Annotated in this window: 14 protein-coding genes; 10 read left to right on the top strand and 4 right to left on the bottom strand. The window is 70.8% G+C overall.

Annotated elements, in window-relative coordinates:
• Positions 1-11: 11 nt before the first annotated feature.
• The 4 genes from pstB to EV372_RS08075 all read left to right on the top strand — a co-directional run bounded on the left by pstB (position 12) and on the right by EV372_RS08075 (position 2,752).
• A complete protein-coding gene (gene pstB / locus EV372_RS08060) occupies positions 12-791 on the top strand; it encodes a phosphate ABC transporter ATP-binding protein PstB (protein WP_013155377.1) in 780 nt (259 codons plus the stop codon).
• A 200-nt stretch (positions 792-991) separates the two neighbouring features.
• Complete coding sequence (locus EV372_RS08065) at positions 992-1,957, top strand: nucleoside hydrolase (RefSeq protein ID WP_130395490.1); 966 nt, start codon at positions 992-994, stop codon at positions 1,955-1,957.
• 118 nt (positions 1,958-2,075) lie between these two features.
• Positions 2,076-2,426, top strand: a complete 351-nt coding sequence (locus tag EV372_RS08070; protein ID WP_130395491.1) for a type II toxin-antitoxin system RelE/ParE family toxin — start codon at positions 2,076-2,078, stop codon at positions 2,424-2,426.
• Positions 2,426-2,752, top strand: coding sequence for a helix-turn-helix domain-containing protein (locus EV372_RS08075; RefSeq protein ID WP_130395492.1), 327 nt, complete (start codon positions 2,426-2,428; stop codon positions 2,750-2,752). The genes EV372_RS08070 and EV372_RS08075 overlap by 1 nt, the downstream gene beginning before the upstream one ends.
• Positions 2,753-2,954: 202 nt before the next feature.
• Here EV372_RS08075 and EV372_RS08080 read toward each other — a convergent pair whose 3' ends face one another.
• Positions 2,955-3,572, bottom strand: a complete 618-nt coding sequence (locus EV372_RS08080; RefSeq protein ID WP_013155381.1) for a DUF47 domain-containing protein — start codon at positions 3,570-3,572, stop codon at positions 2,955-2,957.
• 424 nt (positions 3,573-3,996) lie between these two features.
• Here EV372_RS08080 and EV372_RS08085 point away from each other — a divergent pair, with 424 nt between their 5' ends.
• From EV372_RS08085 to purM, 3 genes are all read left to right on the top strand, one after another.
• Positions 3,997-4,473 carry a sterol carrier family protein gene (locus tag EV372_RS08085; RefSeq protein WP_130395493.1) on the top strand — a complete coding sequence of 159 codons (477 nt, stop codon included), beginning with the start codon at positions 3,997-3,999 and terminating at the stop codon, positions 4,471-4,473.
• 9 nt (positions 4,474-4,482) lie between these two features.
• Positions 4,483-5,979: an amidophosphoribosyltransferase gene (gene purF / locus EV372_RS08090; RefSeq protein WP_130395494.1), complete on the top strand. Its 1,497-nt coding sequence runs from the start codon at positions 4,483-4,485 to the stop codon at positions 5,977-5,979.
• Between the two features lie 102 nt (positions 5,980-6,081).
• Positions 6,082-7,146, top strand: a complete 1,065-nt coding sequence (gene purM, locus EV372_RS08095; RefSeq protein ID WP_130395495.1) for a phosphoribosylformylglycinamidine cyclo-ligase — start codon at positions 6,082-6,084, stop codon at positions 7,144-7,146.
• A 210-nt stretch (positions 7,147-7,356) separates the two neighbouring features.
• Here the strand turns inward: purM and EV372_RS08100 are convergent, their stop codons facing one another.
• Positions 7,357-7,584, bottom strand: a complete 228-nt coding sequence (locus tag EV372_RS08100) for a DUF3073 domain-containing protein (protein WP_130395496.1) — start codon at positions 7,582-7,584, stop codon at positions 7,357-7,359.
• Between the two features lie 233 nt (positions 7,585-7,817).
• Between EV372_RS08100 and EV372_RS08105 the strand changes: the two genes are divergently transcribed.
• The gene (locus EV372_RS08105; protein ID WP_130398815.1) at positions 7,818-8,669 is read left to right on the top strand and encodes a DUF8083 family protein; all 852 of its coding nucleotides are present in this window, start codon (positions 7,818-7,820) and stop codon (positions 8,667-8,669) included.
• Between the two features lie 704 nt (positions 8,670-9,373).
• The gene (bldC, locus tag EV372_RS08110; RefSeq protein ID WP_013155387.1) at positions 9,374-9,577 is read left to right on the top strand and encodes a developmental transcriptional regulator BldC; all 204 of its coding nucleotides are present in this window, start codon (positions 9,374-9,376) and stop codon (positions 9,575-9,577) included.
• Between the two features lie 271 nt (positions 9,578-9,848).
• Here bldC and EV372_RS08115 read toward each other — a convergent pair whose 3' ends face one another.
• Together EV372_RS08115 and EV372_RS08120 are read right to left on the bottom strand one after the other, a co-directional pair.
• Complete coding sequence (locus EV372_RS08115) at positions 9,849-11,213, bottom strand: hypothetical protein (protein WP_486484110.1); 1,365 nt, start codon at positions 11,211-11,213, stop codon at positions 9,849-9,851.
• A gap of 409 nt (positions 11,214-11,622) precedes the next feature.
• Positions 11,623-12,858, bottom strand: a complete 1,236-nt coding sequence (locus tag EV372_RS08120; protein ID WP_130395498.1) for an LPXTG cell wall anchor domain-containing protein — start codon at positions 12,856-12,858, stop codon at positions 11,623-11,625.
• Positions 12,859-13,438: 580 nt separating this feature from the next.
• On the opposite strand from EV372_RS08120, the gene EV372_RS08125 reads away from it, so the two are divergent.
• The gene (locus EV372_RS08125) at positions 13,439-14,320 is read left to right on the top strand and encodes an N-acetylmuramoyl-L-alanine amidase (RefSeq protein WP_130395499.1); all 882 of its coding nucleotides are present in this window, start codon (positions 13,439-13,441) and stop codon (positions 14,318-14,320) included.
• The last annotated feature ends 133 nt before the right edge of the window (positions 14,321-14,453 follow it).

Genomic DNA, 14,453 nt, shown 5'->3' on the forward strand with positions numbered 1-14,453 from the left:
AGGAACTTCCAGTGGCGAAACGTATCGACGTCTCCGGTCTCCACGTCTACTACGGCGACTTCAAGGCCGTGGAGGACGTGTCGATGACCATCGAGCCTCGGTCGGTGACGGCGTTCATCGGATCGTCGGGCTGCGGCAAGTCCACCTTCCTGCGGACCCTCAACCGGATGCACGAGGTGACCCCGGGAGCCCGCGTCCAGGGCAAGGTGCTCCTGGACGACCTGGACATCTACGGGCCCGACGTGGACCCGGTCATGGTGCGCAGCGAGGTCGGGATGGTCTTCCAGAAGGCCAACCCGTTCCCGACGATGTCGATCTACGACAACGTCATCGCCGGGGCCCGCCTCAACAACCGGCGGATGAGCAAGTCCGAGGCGGACGAGCTGGTGGAGGGTTCGCTGCGCGGCGCGAACCTGTGGGAGGAGGTCAAGGACCGGCTGAACAAGCCCGGTTCGGGCCTCTCCGGCGGCCAGCAGCAGCGGCTGTGCATCGCCCGAGCCACCGCGGTCAAGCCGTCGGTGCTGCTGATGGACGAGCCGTGCTCGGCCCTGGACCCGATCTCGACCCTGGCGATCGAGGACCTCATCCACCAGCTCAAGGAGAACTACACGATCGTCATCGTGACGCACAACATGCAGCAGGCCGCGCGTGTGTCCGACCGGACGGCGTTCTTCAACCTGTCGGCTCCGGGCAAGCCGGGCAAGCTCATCGAGATGGGCGAGACGAACCAGATGTTCACCCGGCCGGAGAAGAAGGAGACCGAGAACTACATCACCGGTCGCTTCGGCTAAACCGCTGCCGTTATCCCTCTGACCAGGGACGACCGGCGATCGGGTGGCCGCTTCGGCTAAACCGCTGCCGTTGTCCCTCTGACCAGGGACGACCGGTGATCGGGTGGCCGCTTCGGCCAAACCGCTGCTAGGGCCCCTGGGACGACCGGTGGGCGAGTGACCGCGGGAGACCGCGCGGACGAGAGAACACGAGGACAGGCGTGACCACACCGCTGGTGATCGACACCGACACCGCGCAGGACGACTGCGTGGCCCTCCTCATCGGGCTGCTGGACCCCGAGGCGGACCTGCGGGCCATCACCATGGTCGCGGGGAACGTCGGCTTCGACCAGCAGGTGCGCAACGCCTTCCTCACCCTCAGCGTGGCCGGTCGCCTGGGCGAGGTGCCCGTGCACCTGGGCTGCCGCCGTCCGCTCGTGCGCCCGTGGGTGAGCGCGGAGAACGTGCACGGCGACGGGTCGGGGGGCCTGTCCATGGACGTCTCCGGGCTGGAGACCGAGCGCGAGCACGCGGCGGACGCCCTCGTCCGGCTGGCCGCGGAGAACCCCGGCGAGCTGTCGATCGTGGCGATCGGACCGCTGACCAACATCGCGATGGCGGCCGCCAAGGACCCCGACTTCGCCCGCAACGTCGGCGCCCTCTACGTCATGGGCGGGTCCAACAACGGCCGCGGCAACATCACCGCCGCCGCGGAGTTCAACTTCTACGTGGACCCGGAGTCGGCCAAGGCCGTGTTCGCGGCGGGCTTCGAGATCACCGTGGTCCCCTGGGACCCGCTGACGCTGCGCCAGGCGGTGTTCGGCCAGGAGCGGCTGGACGCCCTCGCCGCCCTCGGCACGCCGCTGTCGGACTTCTTCGGGCGCGTGTGCGCGGCGACGCTGGAGTTCGACCGCAGCGTGGGCATCGACGGCACCACCCACCCCGACTCCCTGACCGCCGCGGTGCTGCTCCACCCGGATCTGGTGCGCCGCTCCGCGCGGTACCACGTGGACGTGGAGACCGCCGGGGAGCTGACCCGCGGCTACTCGGCCATGTCCTGGGGCGTGCACGGACTGGAGGCGAACGCGACGGTGATCGAGGAGATCGACGCCGACGGGTTCTTCGACCACCTCGCCGGACTGCTGTCCCGGCGCACCGTCCCGAACCGGGCCGTCACCGGCCTGTAGCTTCCGACCTCCGGTCGCCCGGCACCTGACGGACGCATTCTCCGCGCCATGTGCCACGGATCCATAACATCCACACGAACACGGAACACCGGGCCGCCACGCTCATAGCATCGATGCTATGAGCTGGGGTAGCATCGAACTGGAGCCGGAAGTCGAGCTATGGCTGGAGGCGCTGTCTGACGAGGAATGGGCGCAGGCCATGTTCCACCTGGACCTCCTTGAGTCCCGCGGAGTCGGCCTGGGGTTCCCCTACACGAGCCAACTGGACGGCAAGCTGCGGGAACTGCGCTTCTACTGCGGTGGACAGCGGGTGCGCGTCACCTACTACATCGCGGGCGAGCGACGCATCATCATGCTGACCGTGTTCCGCAAGACCCGGGCTCGCGAGTCAGCCGAGGTCAGGCGGGCGACGAGGGCCATGAACGAGTGTGCCCGAGCCGGTCACACCGTCGACGGCGAGGAGGAATGATGAGTACCTCACCGAGAAGGACCCTGTCCGAACTGAAGTCGTCCGAGCGCTTCGACCGGCCCGGGGTCCGGGAGGCCTACGAACTCACCCGGCTGCGTTTCGAACTGGCTGAGACCGTCCGGCTACGGCGGGAGCGGCTCGGCTGGTCCCAGGCCGAGCTCGGACGCCGGGCGGGCATGCCCCAGTCCAGCATCGCCCGTTTCGAACACGGTGGCACGGAGCCGACGCTACCCACACTGGAGCGCATCGCCGAAGCCCTGGGGCTGGTTCTCCGGGTACGCATGGAAACCCCTACGGAACAGGAACCCGACTCCAGCGCCGCGTAGCCGTTGACACCATCCGACGCCGTCCGGCGCACCGTCCCGAACCGGGCCGTCACCGGCCTGTGAACCCGCCCCCTCGGCCCCGGCCGGGACGAGGGGTGTGCGCGGCAGGGCGAGGGGACGCTCCAGCGGCCCCTGGGGGCTTCGGCGTGCGAGGGGGCACCCCGCGCCCGCCGGCGGTCCCCGCGGGGCGGTCCGGGGAGCCTCAGCCGTTCTTGACGACGATGGTCTCCACCGTGTTCGCGACGTGCTCGAACGCGTCCGCGGCGGTCTCCAGCTCCTCTATGACGTCCTTGAGCTTGAGGACCGTCAGGGCGTCGTACTCCCCGCTGAACAGGCGGGCCAGGAGCTTGCGGTAGATGCGGTCGGCCTGGTTCTCCAGCTGGTTGATCTCGATCCAGTACCGGGTCAGGTCCTCCAGCGTGCGCAGGCGGGGCATCGCCTCGGCGGTCAGTTCGGCGGCGCGCTCCAGCACCTCGATCTGGTCGATGATCCCCTTGGGGAGGCGCTCCAGGCCGTACAGGCCGATGAGGTCGACGGCGGCCTCCATGGAATCCATCACGTCGTCCAGGTTCGAGGCCAGACGGTAGATGTCCTCCCGGTGGATGGGTGTCCCCGAGCTCTTGTTGAGGCGTCGCATGATCGCGTGGGTGGCGTCGTCACCCGCGTGCTCGCAGGCACGCATCTTCTCGGTGATGGCCTCGCGGTCGGCTCCGTCACTCATCAGCTCCACCAGCAGGCGAGCCGCGATGACCAGGTTGTTCGCCGAGTCGGTGAACATCTCGTAGTAACTGTCATCACGCGGGCGCAAGCGCAGGCGCACGTCGTTCTCCCGATGGTGCGGTGGTGTTCCTTGGTGGATGTTAAGCGCGTCGGCCAGTTGGTCCGGCGCGGCCGGGCTGGGCGGCGCCGGTCCGGCGCCGAGGGGTTGGGCTGGCACGGCCTTAGTCACCGCTTATTCATCTGGTGGTGCCGCCGCGTGGAACACCCTGGGGGTGCGGGGTCCATCGCAATCCTCCCAATCTCGACAACACCGGGACGGTTCGGGACGCTACCGTGTCCCGCTCCCGCTGGCCAGCGTCGCGCTGAGACAGGAATCACCCAATCGAGCGGAGACCGGTGGACAGTTCCGCCGGGGTTCTTCGATGTCCACCTTCGGTCTATTTGGCCGCAATAACAAGTACCCCCTCCGTTCATCGGGCCGATCACCCGGCCATGCCGCGGTTCGGGCCCGTAGGCTCACCTCCATGCCTTCCGCCCTGAGCGCGAGCGCCGTGCGGCGCCTCCGCGATTCCCTGGACGAACAGCTCTCCGAACTGGGAGAGGCCCCCTTCGAGGGGAACGACGAGGCCGCCGTGGCCGCCTGCGCCGAGGCCGTGCTGCGCGCCGGGGAACCCCTGCGCGCGGCCCTCAAGGCCGCGGTGCGGGGCACCCTGGCGGTGCTCGCCGACCGTGCTCCCGGTCACAGCCTGGAGGTGCGCGTGCCGCCGTACGGCGCCGTGCAGGCCATTGAGGGCCCCCGGCACACCCGCGGCACACCGCCGGGCGTCGTCGAGACCGACCCTCTCACCTGGCTGCGCGTGGCCACCGGCCGCACCCCCTGGGAACAGGCGGTGTCGGAGCACCTGGTGCGGGCCAGCGGCGTGCGCTCCGACCTGTCCGGACACCTGCCCCTGTGGCCGGTACCTCCCCCGGGTGGTGCCCGGCCGACGGCCAGGCACTAAGCTGTGGGTGTGTCGTACTCCGACGGCCGGCTCACCATGGATCTCGATCCGCTCGAACGCGGCCCGCAGGACGCCTGCGGTGTCTTCGGGGTCTGGGCGCCCGGCGAAGAAGTCAGCAAGCTCACCTACTTCGGCCTCTACGCTCTGCAACACCGCGGTCAGGAGTCCGCGGGCATCGCGTTGAGCGACGGGGAACGGATCGTCGTCTACAAGGACATGGGACTCGTCTCCCAGGTCTTCAACGAGGCGACCCTGGACTCCCTGCGCGGCCACCTCGCGATCGGCCACTGCCGCTACTCCACCACCGGGTCGCCGGTGTGGGAGAACGCACAGCCGACCTTCTACACGGCGCGCGAGGGGGGTCTGGCGCTCGGCCACAACGGCAACCTGATCAACACCCCGGAACTGGCGGCGATGCTGCCCGACACGCGCCGGGGGGCCACCACCGACACCGAGGTCCTCACCAACCTGCTGGCCGAGCGGGCCAGGAGCGGCAGTTCCGTGGAGGACGCCGCCCTCGAACTGCTCCCGCAGGTCAGGGGCGCCTTCTCCCTGGTGTTCATGGACGAGGACACCCTGTACGCGGCGCGCGATCCCCAGGGCATCCGCCCGTTCGTGCTGGGCCGCCTGGGCGAGACCTCCGGCGCGGGCGGCTGGGTGGTCGCCAGCGAGACCGCCGCCCTGGACATCGTGGGCGCCAAGGTCGTGCGCGAGATCGAACCGGGCGAGCTCCTCACCATCGACGAGCGCGGGGTCCGCTCGCGGCGCTTCGCGCCCGCCCGCCGCAAGGGCTGCCTGTTCGAGTACGTCTACCTGGCCCGCCCCGACACCACCATCGCGGGCCGCAACGTCAACTCCACCCGTGTGGAGGTGGGCCGCCGCCTGGCCAGGGAGCACCCGGTGGAGGCCGACCTGGTCATCCCGGTGCCCGAGTCCGGCACGCCCGCCGCGGTCGGCTACGCCGAGGCCAGCGGCATCCCCTTCGCCCAGGGCCTGGTGAAGAACTCCTACGTGGGGCGCACCTTCATCCAGCCCAGCCAGACCCTGCGCCAGCTGGGCATCCGGCTCAAGCTCAACCCGCTGCGCGACGTCATCGAGGGCCGCCGCCTGGTGGTCGTGGACGACTCCATCGTGCGCGGCAACACCCAGCGGGCCCTGGTGCGGATGCTGCGCGACGCGGGCGCCGCCGAGGTGCACGTGCGCATCTCCAGCCCGCCCGTGCTGTGGCCCTGCTACTACGGCATCGACTTCGCCACGCGCGCCGAGCTCATCGCGGCGAACATGTCCGTGGACGAGATCGCCGCCTCGGTCAACGCAGACTCCCTGGCCTACGTGGACCTCGACGAGCTCATCGCCGCGTCGGAGGTGCCCAAGGACAACCTGTGCCGGGCCTGTTTCGACGGCGTGTACCCGATCGAGGTGCGCGACGACGCCCGGGGCAAGTACCTGCTGGAGAAGTCCTGCGGCACGCCCGAGGGATCGACGCTGGCCACCAGCGACAAGTAGTCCGCCGCCGGGCCCGCACGGGCCCGCGCGGCGGCTCCGCCGTGCCCTGGGAGGGGAGGCGGGGACCGCACCACCAAGCGACACAGCACAAGGAGAACTGGCGTGGCAGCCGAAAGCACGGGGACGTCGGGCGCGTACGCGGCCGCCGGGGTGGACATCGCCGCCGGCGAGCGCGCCGTCGACCTGATGAAGCGCCACGTGGCGCGCACCCGCAGGCCCGAGCAGGTGACCGACGCCAGCGGCTTCGCGGGCCTGTTCCGGCTCGACACGAACAAGTACAAGGACCCGGTCCTGGCGACCTCCACCGACGGCGTGGGCACCAAGGTGATGCTCGCCCAGCAGATGGACCGGCACGACACGATCGGCATCGACCTGGTGGCGATGGTCGTCGACGACCTCGTGGTCAGCGGCGCCGAGCCCCTGTTCATGACCGACTACGTCGCCTGCGGCGCGGTGGTGCCCGAGCGCATCGCCGAGATCGTCGGCGGCATCGCCGAGGGGTGCCACCAGGCGGGCTGCGCGCTGGTCGGCGGTGAGACCGCCGAGCACCCGGGCGCCATGGAGCCGGACGAGTACGACCTGGCCGGTGCGGGCACCGGCGTGGTGGAGGGCGACGCGATCCTGGGCCAGGACCGGGTCCGCGAGGGCGACGCCGTCATCGCGATGGGCTCCTCGGGCCCGCACTCCAACGGCTACTCGCTCGTCCGCAGCATCGTGGACCGGGCGGACCTGGACCTGTTCGCGCACGTCCCCGAGCTGGACGGGGTGCTGGGCGAGGTGCTGCTCACCCCGACCCGGGTGTACGCCAAGGACTGCGTGGCGCTGACCGCGGCCGTGGAGGTGCACGCCTACGCGCACATCACCGGCGGCGGGCTGGCGGCCAACCTGGCGCGCTCCCTGCCCGACCACCTGGACGCGGAGTTGGACCGCTCCACCTGGGCGCCCGCCCCCGTGTTCGGCTACCTGGCCGACAAGGGGGGCGTGGGCCGGGAGGACATGGAGGCCACGTTCAACATGGGTGTGGGCATGGCGGCGGTCGTCGCGGCGGACGACGCCGAACGCGCCCTGCGGCTGCTGTCCGACCGCGGCGTCCCGGCCTGGCGGCTGGGCACGGTGACGGCCGGTTCGGGACGGGCCGTCCTGACCGGCGAGTACCGCGGCGCGTGAGGAGCGGACGCGAACATAGCCGGTGCGAACCACCGCAGTGGTTCGCACCGGCTATATCCACCTGTCCGCTACGGCTCCCGGGTCCGGGAGCCGTGACCGCCACAGGTCAGCGGTTGTTGTCCGAGCGACCTGAAGGTCTCGGTATGCCGGGTACCAGTCCTACCGGGTACCGGTCCTGCTGGGCACCGGCGCTGCCGGGTACTCCGGGTACTACTTGTCCGAGTCCGAGTACTTGTCGGCAAGATCCGCGTAGCGGTCGACCAGGTCGTCGTGAGAATCCACGTAGGAATCATCCGGACCCGACGGCCCGGAGGGAGACCCCTCGTCCTCAGCGACACCCAGCTCCGACCGCAGCCGCTCAAGGTCGGTCCCGCCGGAGCTGTACTTGAGCTTCCGGGCGACCTTCTGCTGCTTGGCCTTGGCTCGGCCGCGCCCCATTGGCTCGACCCCCTCAACGATTGGGTTCCGACGAACCCCAGATCACTTACAAACCCGCACTATCGGGCTGACGGCCGTCAAACGCGACTGACGACAGGCGCCAGCTTACGTACACACACAACCGTACCTGGTCGGCCCCCGTCGTGCCTACGCCACCCGGGTGTGACGGATGTGGTGAGCGCACGTAACGGCGGCCGCACAGGCTATCCGTGGTGAGTGCCACAGACAACGATATGTGCCACGATGCGTTCGTGCTGCCCTACACCGCCTATCTCCGCGTCTACCAGCCGATCAACGCCTTCTCTCCGTACGAGCGCGGTTACTGGGAGGAGTACGCCGCCTCCCCCGACCGGCCCCGGCGGATCAACGCGCTGGCGGCGGAGCACGCCGAGAGCCTGAGCCGCCTGGTGGCCACGCCCCCGGTGGTGGCGCCGGCCGAGGAGAGCCGCAACGCCTACCTGCGGCGGGTGAACGAGCGGCTGTACGTCTGCCCCTGGCAGACCCGGCTGCGCTCGTGGCGGGCCTTCACGGAGTTCACCAGCACGATGCCGGTGGGGGTGAGCACGGCGTTCGTGCCCGTGGACGAGGCGGAGCGGGCGGAGGAGGAGTACCGCGAGTGGCGGGACTCGGGCGCGCTGGCGCGGCCGGGGATCCTGTCGAGCAACTGGACCGTGCCGATCCCCTGGTTCGTGCCCTTCGAGGCCCAGGAGCGGTGCCTGGTGCTGTCGGCGAACTCCACCCGGACCCTGCTGTACCTGACGCGGACCTCGCTGGCCCTGAGGCGGCTGGAGCAGACGGCGGCGGTGCTGCGGGAGCACATCGGCGAGCACGCGGTGTCGGCCGCCACCGAGCAGCTGACGGACTGGCTGACGCTGACCGCGCACCCCGACTCGCTGCTGGAGCTGGACTACGGCGGGCTGCCGCACCTCCTCAGCGACGACCACCTCGGCGAGGACCACTCGGTGGCGGAGGTGGCGGGGGCGATCGAGGCCCTGGCGACGGGGGACGGCCGACGCGTGGTGGAGCTGCGCGAGAGGCTCACGCGGCGCTGGAGGTCGGTACGCGCACTGGAGCACGCCAACTGAGGGTTACGGTGTGACCACGTTTTCATGGACACCCACCGCCTTCTGTCGTCATCCGACAGGGCGGACACGTGCGCGCCACGCCGGTTACCAACCTGGTACACCAGGTTTCTCTCCCTTCCTCCGCCGTCTTTTCGCACGTGACAAGGGTGCGAGCCCGGACGTCGTCCGCGCACGACATCAAGAGTCGTGAAACTGGGCATAACGCCCGATAGGGATCGGCGTAGACTGTAGCCAAACGATCACAGAGCGCACCCTCAGTAACCAGGAAACCCTTGTCACGCGGGGAATCCGCGCGACCCGACCGTCAGCCGAAGCACACGGCGCCCCTCCCCCGCCGGTCCGCCTCCTCCCCCGCACGCGAACCGCCCACCGAGGGCCAAAGGCTCCACCACGCTCCACAGAGCCGGGTTTCGGTCAGGCAGCCGTAACACTTCGGGCACTCCGCATCGAGAAAAACGAGGCCGGAGAACGAAGTTTTGACCGAATACGCCACATGCCACTAAACGTGTCGCTAGAATCACTTAGCGTGACGCGGCCACGGGCGGCTTTCTTTGGCCTCCCACGTGCAAAGTTGCTTGGAGTGGTCGTACAATCACCTCGGGTGATGCCAATATAGACCTAGAGGGAATATTGGACATCCGGGCCAAGTGCCAGGATTAAGGCTCAAGGATCGGCACACAGATCCAGGAGGAGAGGCCGTACACATGTCAACTCGCACGCCCGAGGCGGAGCCCCTGTTGACCCCCGCCGAGGTTGCCACCATGTTCCGTGTGGACCCCAAGACCGTGACACGCTGGGCGAAGGCGGGCAAGCTGACCTCGATCCGCACCTTGGGCGGACACCGCCGCTACCGCGAGACCGAAGTCCGCGCCCTGCTGGCCGGAATCCCCAGCCAGCGTACGGAGTGATCTCCCCTGTCTGCGCCGATTCCGGGGGGAACGGTCGGACGGGCTCCGGCCGCTGAAAGCGGCTGACAAAGGTCGAGGGCGGGTCTTCCCACAGGAGGCCCGCCTTCCGCGTGTCCGGGCGCCGAGGGGCGGCGGGCACGGGCGCTCCCCCGGACGGGACCTCCGCCCGGGGCCGTGTCCGGACACCCGGCGAAGCCGGGCACGCGGTGAAGCCGGGCAGGCGGATGTCCGGGCACGCGGTGAAGCCGGGCGGCGGGCCGGAGGGCGCCGGCTAGAAGTCCTCGATCCGGTCGTCCATGGCGGTGGTGCGGTCGCGGGCCAGGAAGGTGGCGGCCGCGCCTCCGCCGACCGCCACCACCGCGGCGGTGATCAGCGCGGCGAGCGAGCTGCCCGTGGTCGCCAGGCGGTTGTCGTCCCCGGCGGCCTCCTCCGGCCGCGGCGACTCCTCCTCGGGGTCGCCCTTGTCGCCCGGGGAGGGCGGGGTGGTCGCGGCGTAGGTGGACCCGAGCGCCCACGCGTCGGCGAAGTCCACCGCGAAGCCCCTCTCCTGGCCGACCTCTCCGACCTGCACCCACACGGTCATCCAGCTGCGGCTCCCCCGCCCGTCCCAGTCCTCGTCCCGGTCCTGGAAGGTGGTCTCGTTGGCCTCGAAGCGGATGCGGACGGGCACCTCCAGGGCCACGTCCCCGTCCTCGTCGAAGACCTCCAGGACCTCCGCCACCACGGTCCCGTCAGCGTTCTTGCCCAGCGGCCCGGCGGAGACGCCGAACGCGGTCAGGTCGCCGTGCGCGAAGGTCGTCTCGGTCACGCCGTCGTACCCGGCGGTGGCCGTGGCGGTCACGTCCGCGAGGGTGAACTCCACGGCGTTGCCGTCCGCGGACACCGTCTCGGCGGCGGTCCCGTCCAGGAGGAGCACGTCCCCGGCCGCGCTCGGGGAGGAGCCGGAGGGGCTGGGGGACGCGCCCTCCTCCGGTTCGTGCCGGGGGGCGTCGGAGGGCTCCTCGCTCGCCTGGGCCGCGTCCTGGTCCCCCGTGTCCGCGGGGGTGTCTCCGCCGTCCCCGGAGCCCCCGTTCGCGGTTCCCCCGTCGGCGGGGTCCCCGCCCGAGGGGGCCCTGTCGTCCGCGCCGCCACCCGCGCCGCCCGTGCCGTCGCCGCCGGTGCCGTCCGGCGAGGGCTCGTCCCGGAAGGGGATGTCCTCCGAGGACGGTTCGGCCTCCGGGGAGGGGGACGGCGGCGCGGAGGGCTCGGGCAGGTCCACCTCCGGCGGCACGTCGATCAGCCCCTGGGCGGCGAGGTCGGCGACCTCCATCCGGAAGGATGCGGTCCGCACGGTGGAGGCGGCGCGCGCGCTGTCGGCGTCGACCACGGTGTGGCTCTCGCCGTCGATCTCCAGGTAGGCGGCCATCGGCCCGAAGAGGTCCTCCGCCGCGGCGCTGCCCTCGGTCTCGCCGCCGAAGCCGGTGGCGGTGGAGTAGCCGGTGACCACGTCGCCGTCGGCCACCCAGGCCTGTGCGTTGCCCCAGACGAGCTGATCGGCGGCGGCGGGGAGCGCGGGCACGGCGCCCAGCACTCCGAGAGCGACGAACAGGACGCCGCCGCGGACGAGGCGGCGCGCGGTCAGCTTGGCGGGAGACACCACAACACTCCTGTTGTATGCGGGGGATGTCCGACCCTGGGGTCGGCCCGTGACCGCCGCGAACGGCGGACAGGGTTGCCGGACCGGCCTGAGAGGACCGGTCGCGGTGTGCGGGGTGGATCGTGTCGGGGCCTTCCCACCCCGGGAAGGTGACTCTGTGTCGGGCGGTGTGTGCGGGCGCCCTACGGCGAGCCTAACCTCTGGATCACGAAACGGAAACCGTTCGCCGTGGGCCGATCGGCCGGTGCGCGGACACCGGCCACCGGTCAACGGAGGCCGCCGCCGCGAAGTTCCGGGCGCCCCGGGAGGCAGCGGAAGCGGTGCCGGACGGAAGGCTCCGGACAACGGAAGCGGCCCCGGGGAACGTGTCCCCGGGGCCGGGTCGGCTCAGCCGACGCCAAGCGCGTGCTTAGCCCTCGCTGGTCTCCGCGGCGGAGTCAGCGGTGTTCTTCTTGCGGCGCGCGAAGTACGCGGCCAGACCGCCACCGGCGGCGATCGCGGCACCGGCCGCGATCAGACCGGCGATCGGGCTGCCGGTCTGGGCCAGGGACTCGGCGTTCTCCAGCTTCTCCGGCTGCGGCTTCTTCTCGGTCTTGTCCTCGGGGTGGGTGGGCGCGGGCTTGTCGTCGCCGTCGTCACCGCCGTTGTCGCCGCCTCCGTCGCCGATCTCGGCGGCACCGACGCTGGCGAGGCTCTCGGCCAGGTCCACGTAGTAGAAGGGGGCCTCGGCGCCGTCGACGGTGAAGGTCACCGCGAAGCCGGTGTAGGCGTCGTTCCAGGTGACGCCGTTCTCCTCGTCGGCGTACTCCTCGACGTACTCGTACGACTCCAGGTCGATCAGGACGGCGACCTGCTCGCCGCTGTCGAGGGTGACGACCTCGGGGTAGGAGATGTCGGCGACGTCGGCGCTGTGGGAGACCTCGCCGTCCCAGCTCTGGGTGGTCGTGGTGGTCACACCCGACAGGGTGGCGTCGAGGACGATCTCGTCCGAGCCGCTGACCAGCTCGGTGCTCTCCTCGTCCAGGACCAGGGTCTCGGCCTCGGAGGCGGGGTCGGTCTCGGGGGCCGGGCTGGTCTCCGGCGCCTCCGGGGCGTCGGTCTCGCCGCCGCTACCCTCGCCGCCGGTCTCGCCACCACCGGTGTTCTCGTCACCGCCGGTCTCACCGCCGTCGGCGCCCTCGCCGCCGGTACCGCCGTCCTCGGGCTGACCGTCGTCGACGCCGGGCTCGGTCTCCTCGCCCTCGGGGGCCGGGGACTCCTCGGCTTCGGTCTCCCCGGTCTCCTCCGTGGCCTCGGGCTCCTCGTCGAGGTTGTCCTCGACGATCTCCTCCACGTCGGAGACGGTGATCTGGAGACGGGCGGTGTCCACGGTGGCCGTGGCGGTGACGCCGTCACTGCCGACCGTGGCGCTGCTGGTGCCGGAGAAGGTCAGCCAGTTGCCGACGGAACCGGAGTAGCTGTTGGTGGTCGTGCCGTCGTAACTGACGGCGACGCCCTCCCAGTTGCCGACGGAGGCGTAGGCCCAGCCGTAGTACTCGGTCTCGGCCGCGGCGGGGAGAGCCGTGGCGATGCTGAGCGCGCCGAGAGCGGCGAAAGCCGCTCCGCCCTGGAGAATGCGGCGCGCGGTAACGCGAGTGTTCTTCAAGTCAATCCTCTTCGGATCGGCCGCAGTCCGCACTGGTCAGACTGCTCTGGATACGCGCGCCACCGGCCGACTGCGGGGGGAGTCGTGGGAACACAGGGCGCGAACCAGGATCGGATGGGGGATGGCGGGAGCACACAGAAAGCTCACTGCCAGCGGAAACAGGAGGGCGCGGTCGCGACCACCGGACGGAGGGGGCGCGGGAACCGGGCCGTGGAGTACTTCCGATTTCCTAACCCAGACCTTACCTCCCCACAAAGGACAAATTCCCCCGCAGCCCATCACGAAAAGATCACAGAGAAAGACTTCCTCACTCTGAGCGACACCGCAATTATCTGTGGAAGTTTTTCTCGGAACCGGTAAACCGAACACCGTATGTCGCGTCTTACAAAGGAAGCGCGTCCCCGGGGAATGCCTTTGACCCGCCCATGGGCGTACGACCCGGGTGGCGGGCGGCACACCCCCGGGCGGGGCCCGTTCCCGTCAGCCGCGGCCTCCCCCGCGCCCGCGCTCCTTTCCCCCGCGCCCCACCGCCGGACGCCCGGGGTGACGCCCGGGTCCCCGGAGCGGCTAGGTTGTGGGCATGCCCGTCTCCGCACCATCAGGGCCCCGGAGCCGCGCCACCCGCGCCCTGCCACTCGCCTCCGTCCTCCTCCTCACCGCCGTCGCCTGCTCGACGGCGCCCGGGGCGCCCCCCGGCAGCGACCCCACCGCCGCCCTCCCCCTCCCCGGACCGCAGGACGGTGACGACCGCGAGGCCCCCGGGGGCGGGGATCAGGAGGGCCCGCCTCCGGGCCAGGGCCCCCTCGGCGACAGCGTCGTGGTCATCGACCCCGGCCACAACGGCGGCAACGCCGCCGCCCCCGACGAGATCAACGCGATGGTCCCCGCCGGACCGAACGAGAAGGCCTGCGACACCGTCGGCACCGAGACCGCGAGCGGCTACGCCGAGCACGAGTTCAACTGGCAGCTGTCCGTGCTGGTCAAGGAGAGGTTGGAGGCCGACGGCGCCACGGTCGTCCTCACCCGCGAGGACAACGGCGGGGTCGGGCCGTGCATCGACGAGCGCGCGGGCATCGGCAACGAGGAGGGGGCCGACGCGGCCGTGTCCCTGCACGCGGACGGCGGACCCGAGACCGGTCGCGGGTTCCACGTGATCATGCCGGGCGAGGTCGAGGGCTTCACCGACGACATCACCGAGTCCTCCCGGCTGCTCGGTGAGGACATCCACCGCGCGTACCTGGAGGGGAGCGGTGTCCCCACCGCCGACTACCTCGCGGACGAGGGCCTGGACGTGCGCACCGACCTGGGCGGGCTGAACATGTCCGACGTGCCCAAGGTGTTCCTGGAGACGGGCAACATGCGCAACCCCGAGGACGCGGCGCTCATGGAGGACCCCGCGTGGCGGGAGCGGGCCGCCGACGCCATCGCGCAGGGCCTGGCCCTCTACCTCATGCGGGGCTGAGGGAGGGCGGACGGCGCGACCGCCCCCCGCGCCCACCGGTTCCCGGCCTTCCCCGGAGCCGTCCCCCTGTCTCGTCCCGGACCTCGCGCGGCCCCCGCGCCCATGACGACGTGTCCGCGCCGGACCGCCCGGG

Source organism: Nocardiopsis sp. CNZ308 (genome assembly GCF_004217075.1).

What these genes read in the sequence shown, in the direction of transcription:
- EV372_RS08125 (WP_130395499.1), top strand. Translation starts at nt 13,439, where the DNA reads ATGCCCGTCTCCGCACCATCAGGGCCCCGGAGCCGCGCCACCCGCGCC.
- EV372_RS08075 (WP_130395492.1), top strand. Translation starts at nt 2,426, where the DNA reads ATGAGTACCTCACCGAGAAGGACCCTGTCCGAACTGAAGTCGTCCGAG.
- EV372_RS08070 (WP_130395491.1), top strand. Translation starts at nt 2,076, where the DNA reads ATGAGCTGGGGTAGCATCGAACTGGAGCCGGAAGTCGAGCTATGGCTG.
- EV372_RS08105 (WP_130398815.1), top strand. Translation starts at nt 7,818, where the DNA reads ATGTGCCACGATGCGTTCGTGCTGCCCTACACCGCCTATCTCCGCGTC.
- bldC (WP_013155387.1), top strand. Translation starts at nt 9,374, where the DNA reads ATGTCAACTCGCACGCCCGAGGCGGAGCCCCTGTTGACCCCCGCCGAG.
- EV372_RS08085 (WP_130395493.1), top strand. Translation starts at nt 3,997, where the DNA reads ATGCCTTCCGCCCTGAGCGCGAGCGCCGTGCGGCGCCTCCGCGATTCC.
- EV372_RS08100 (WP_130395496.1), bottom strand. Translation starts at nt 7,584, where the DNA reads ATGGGGCGCGGCCGAGCCAAGGCCAAGCAGCAGAAGGTCGCCCGGAAG.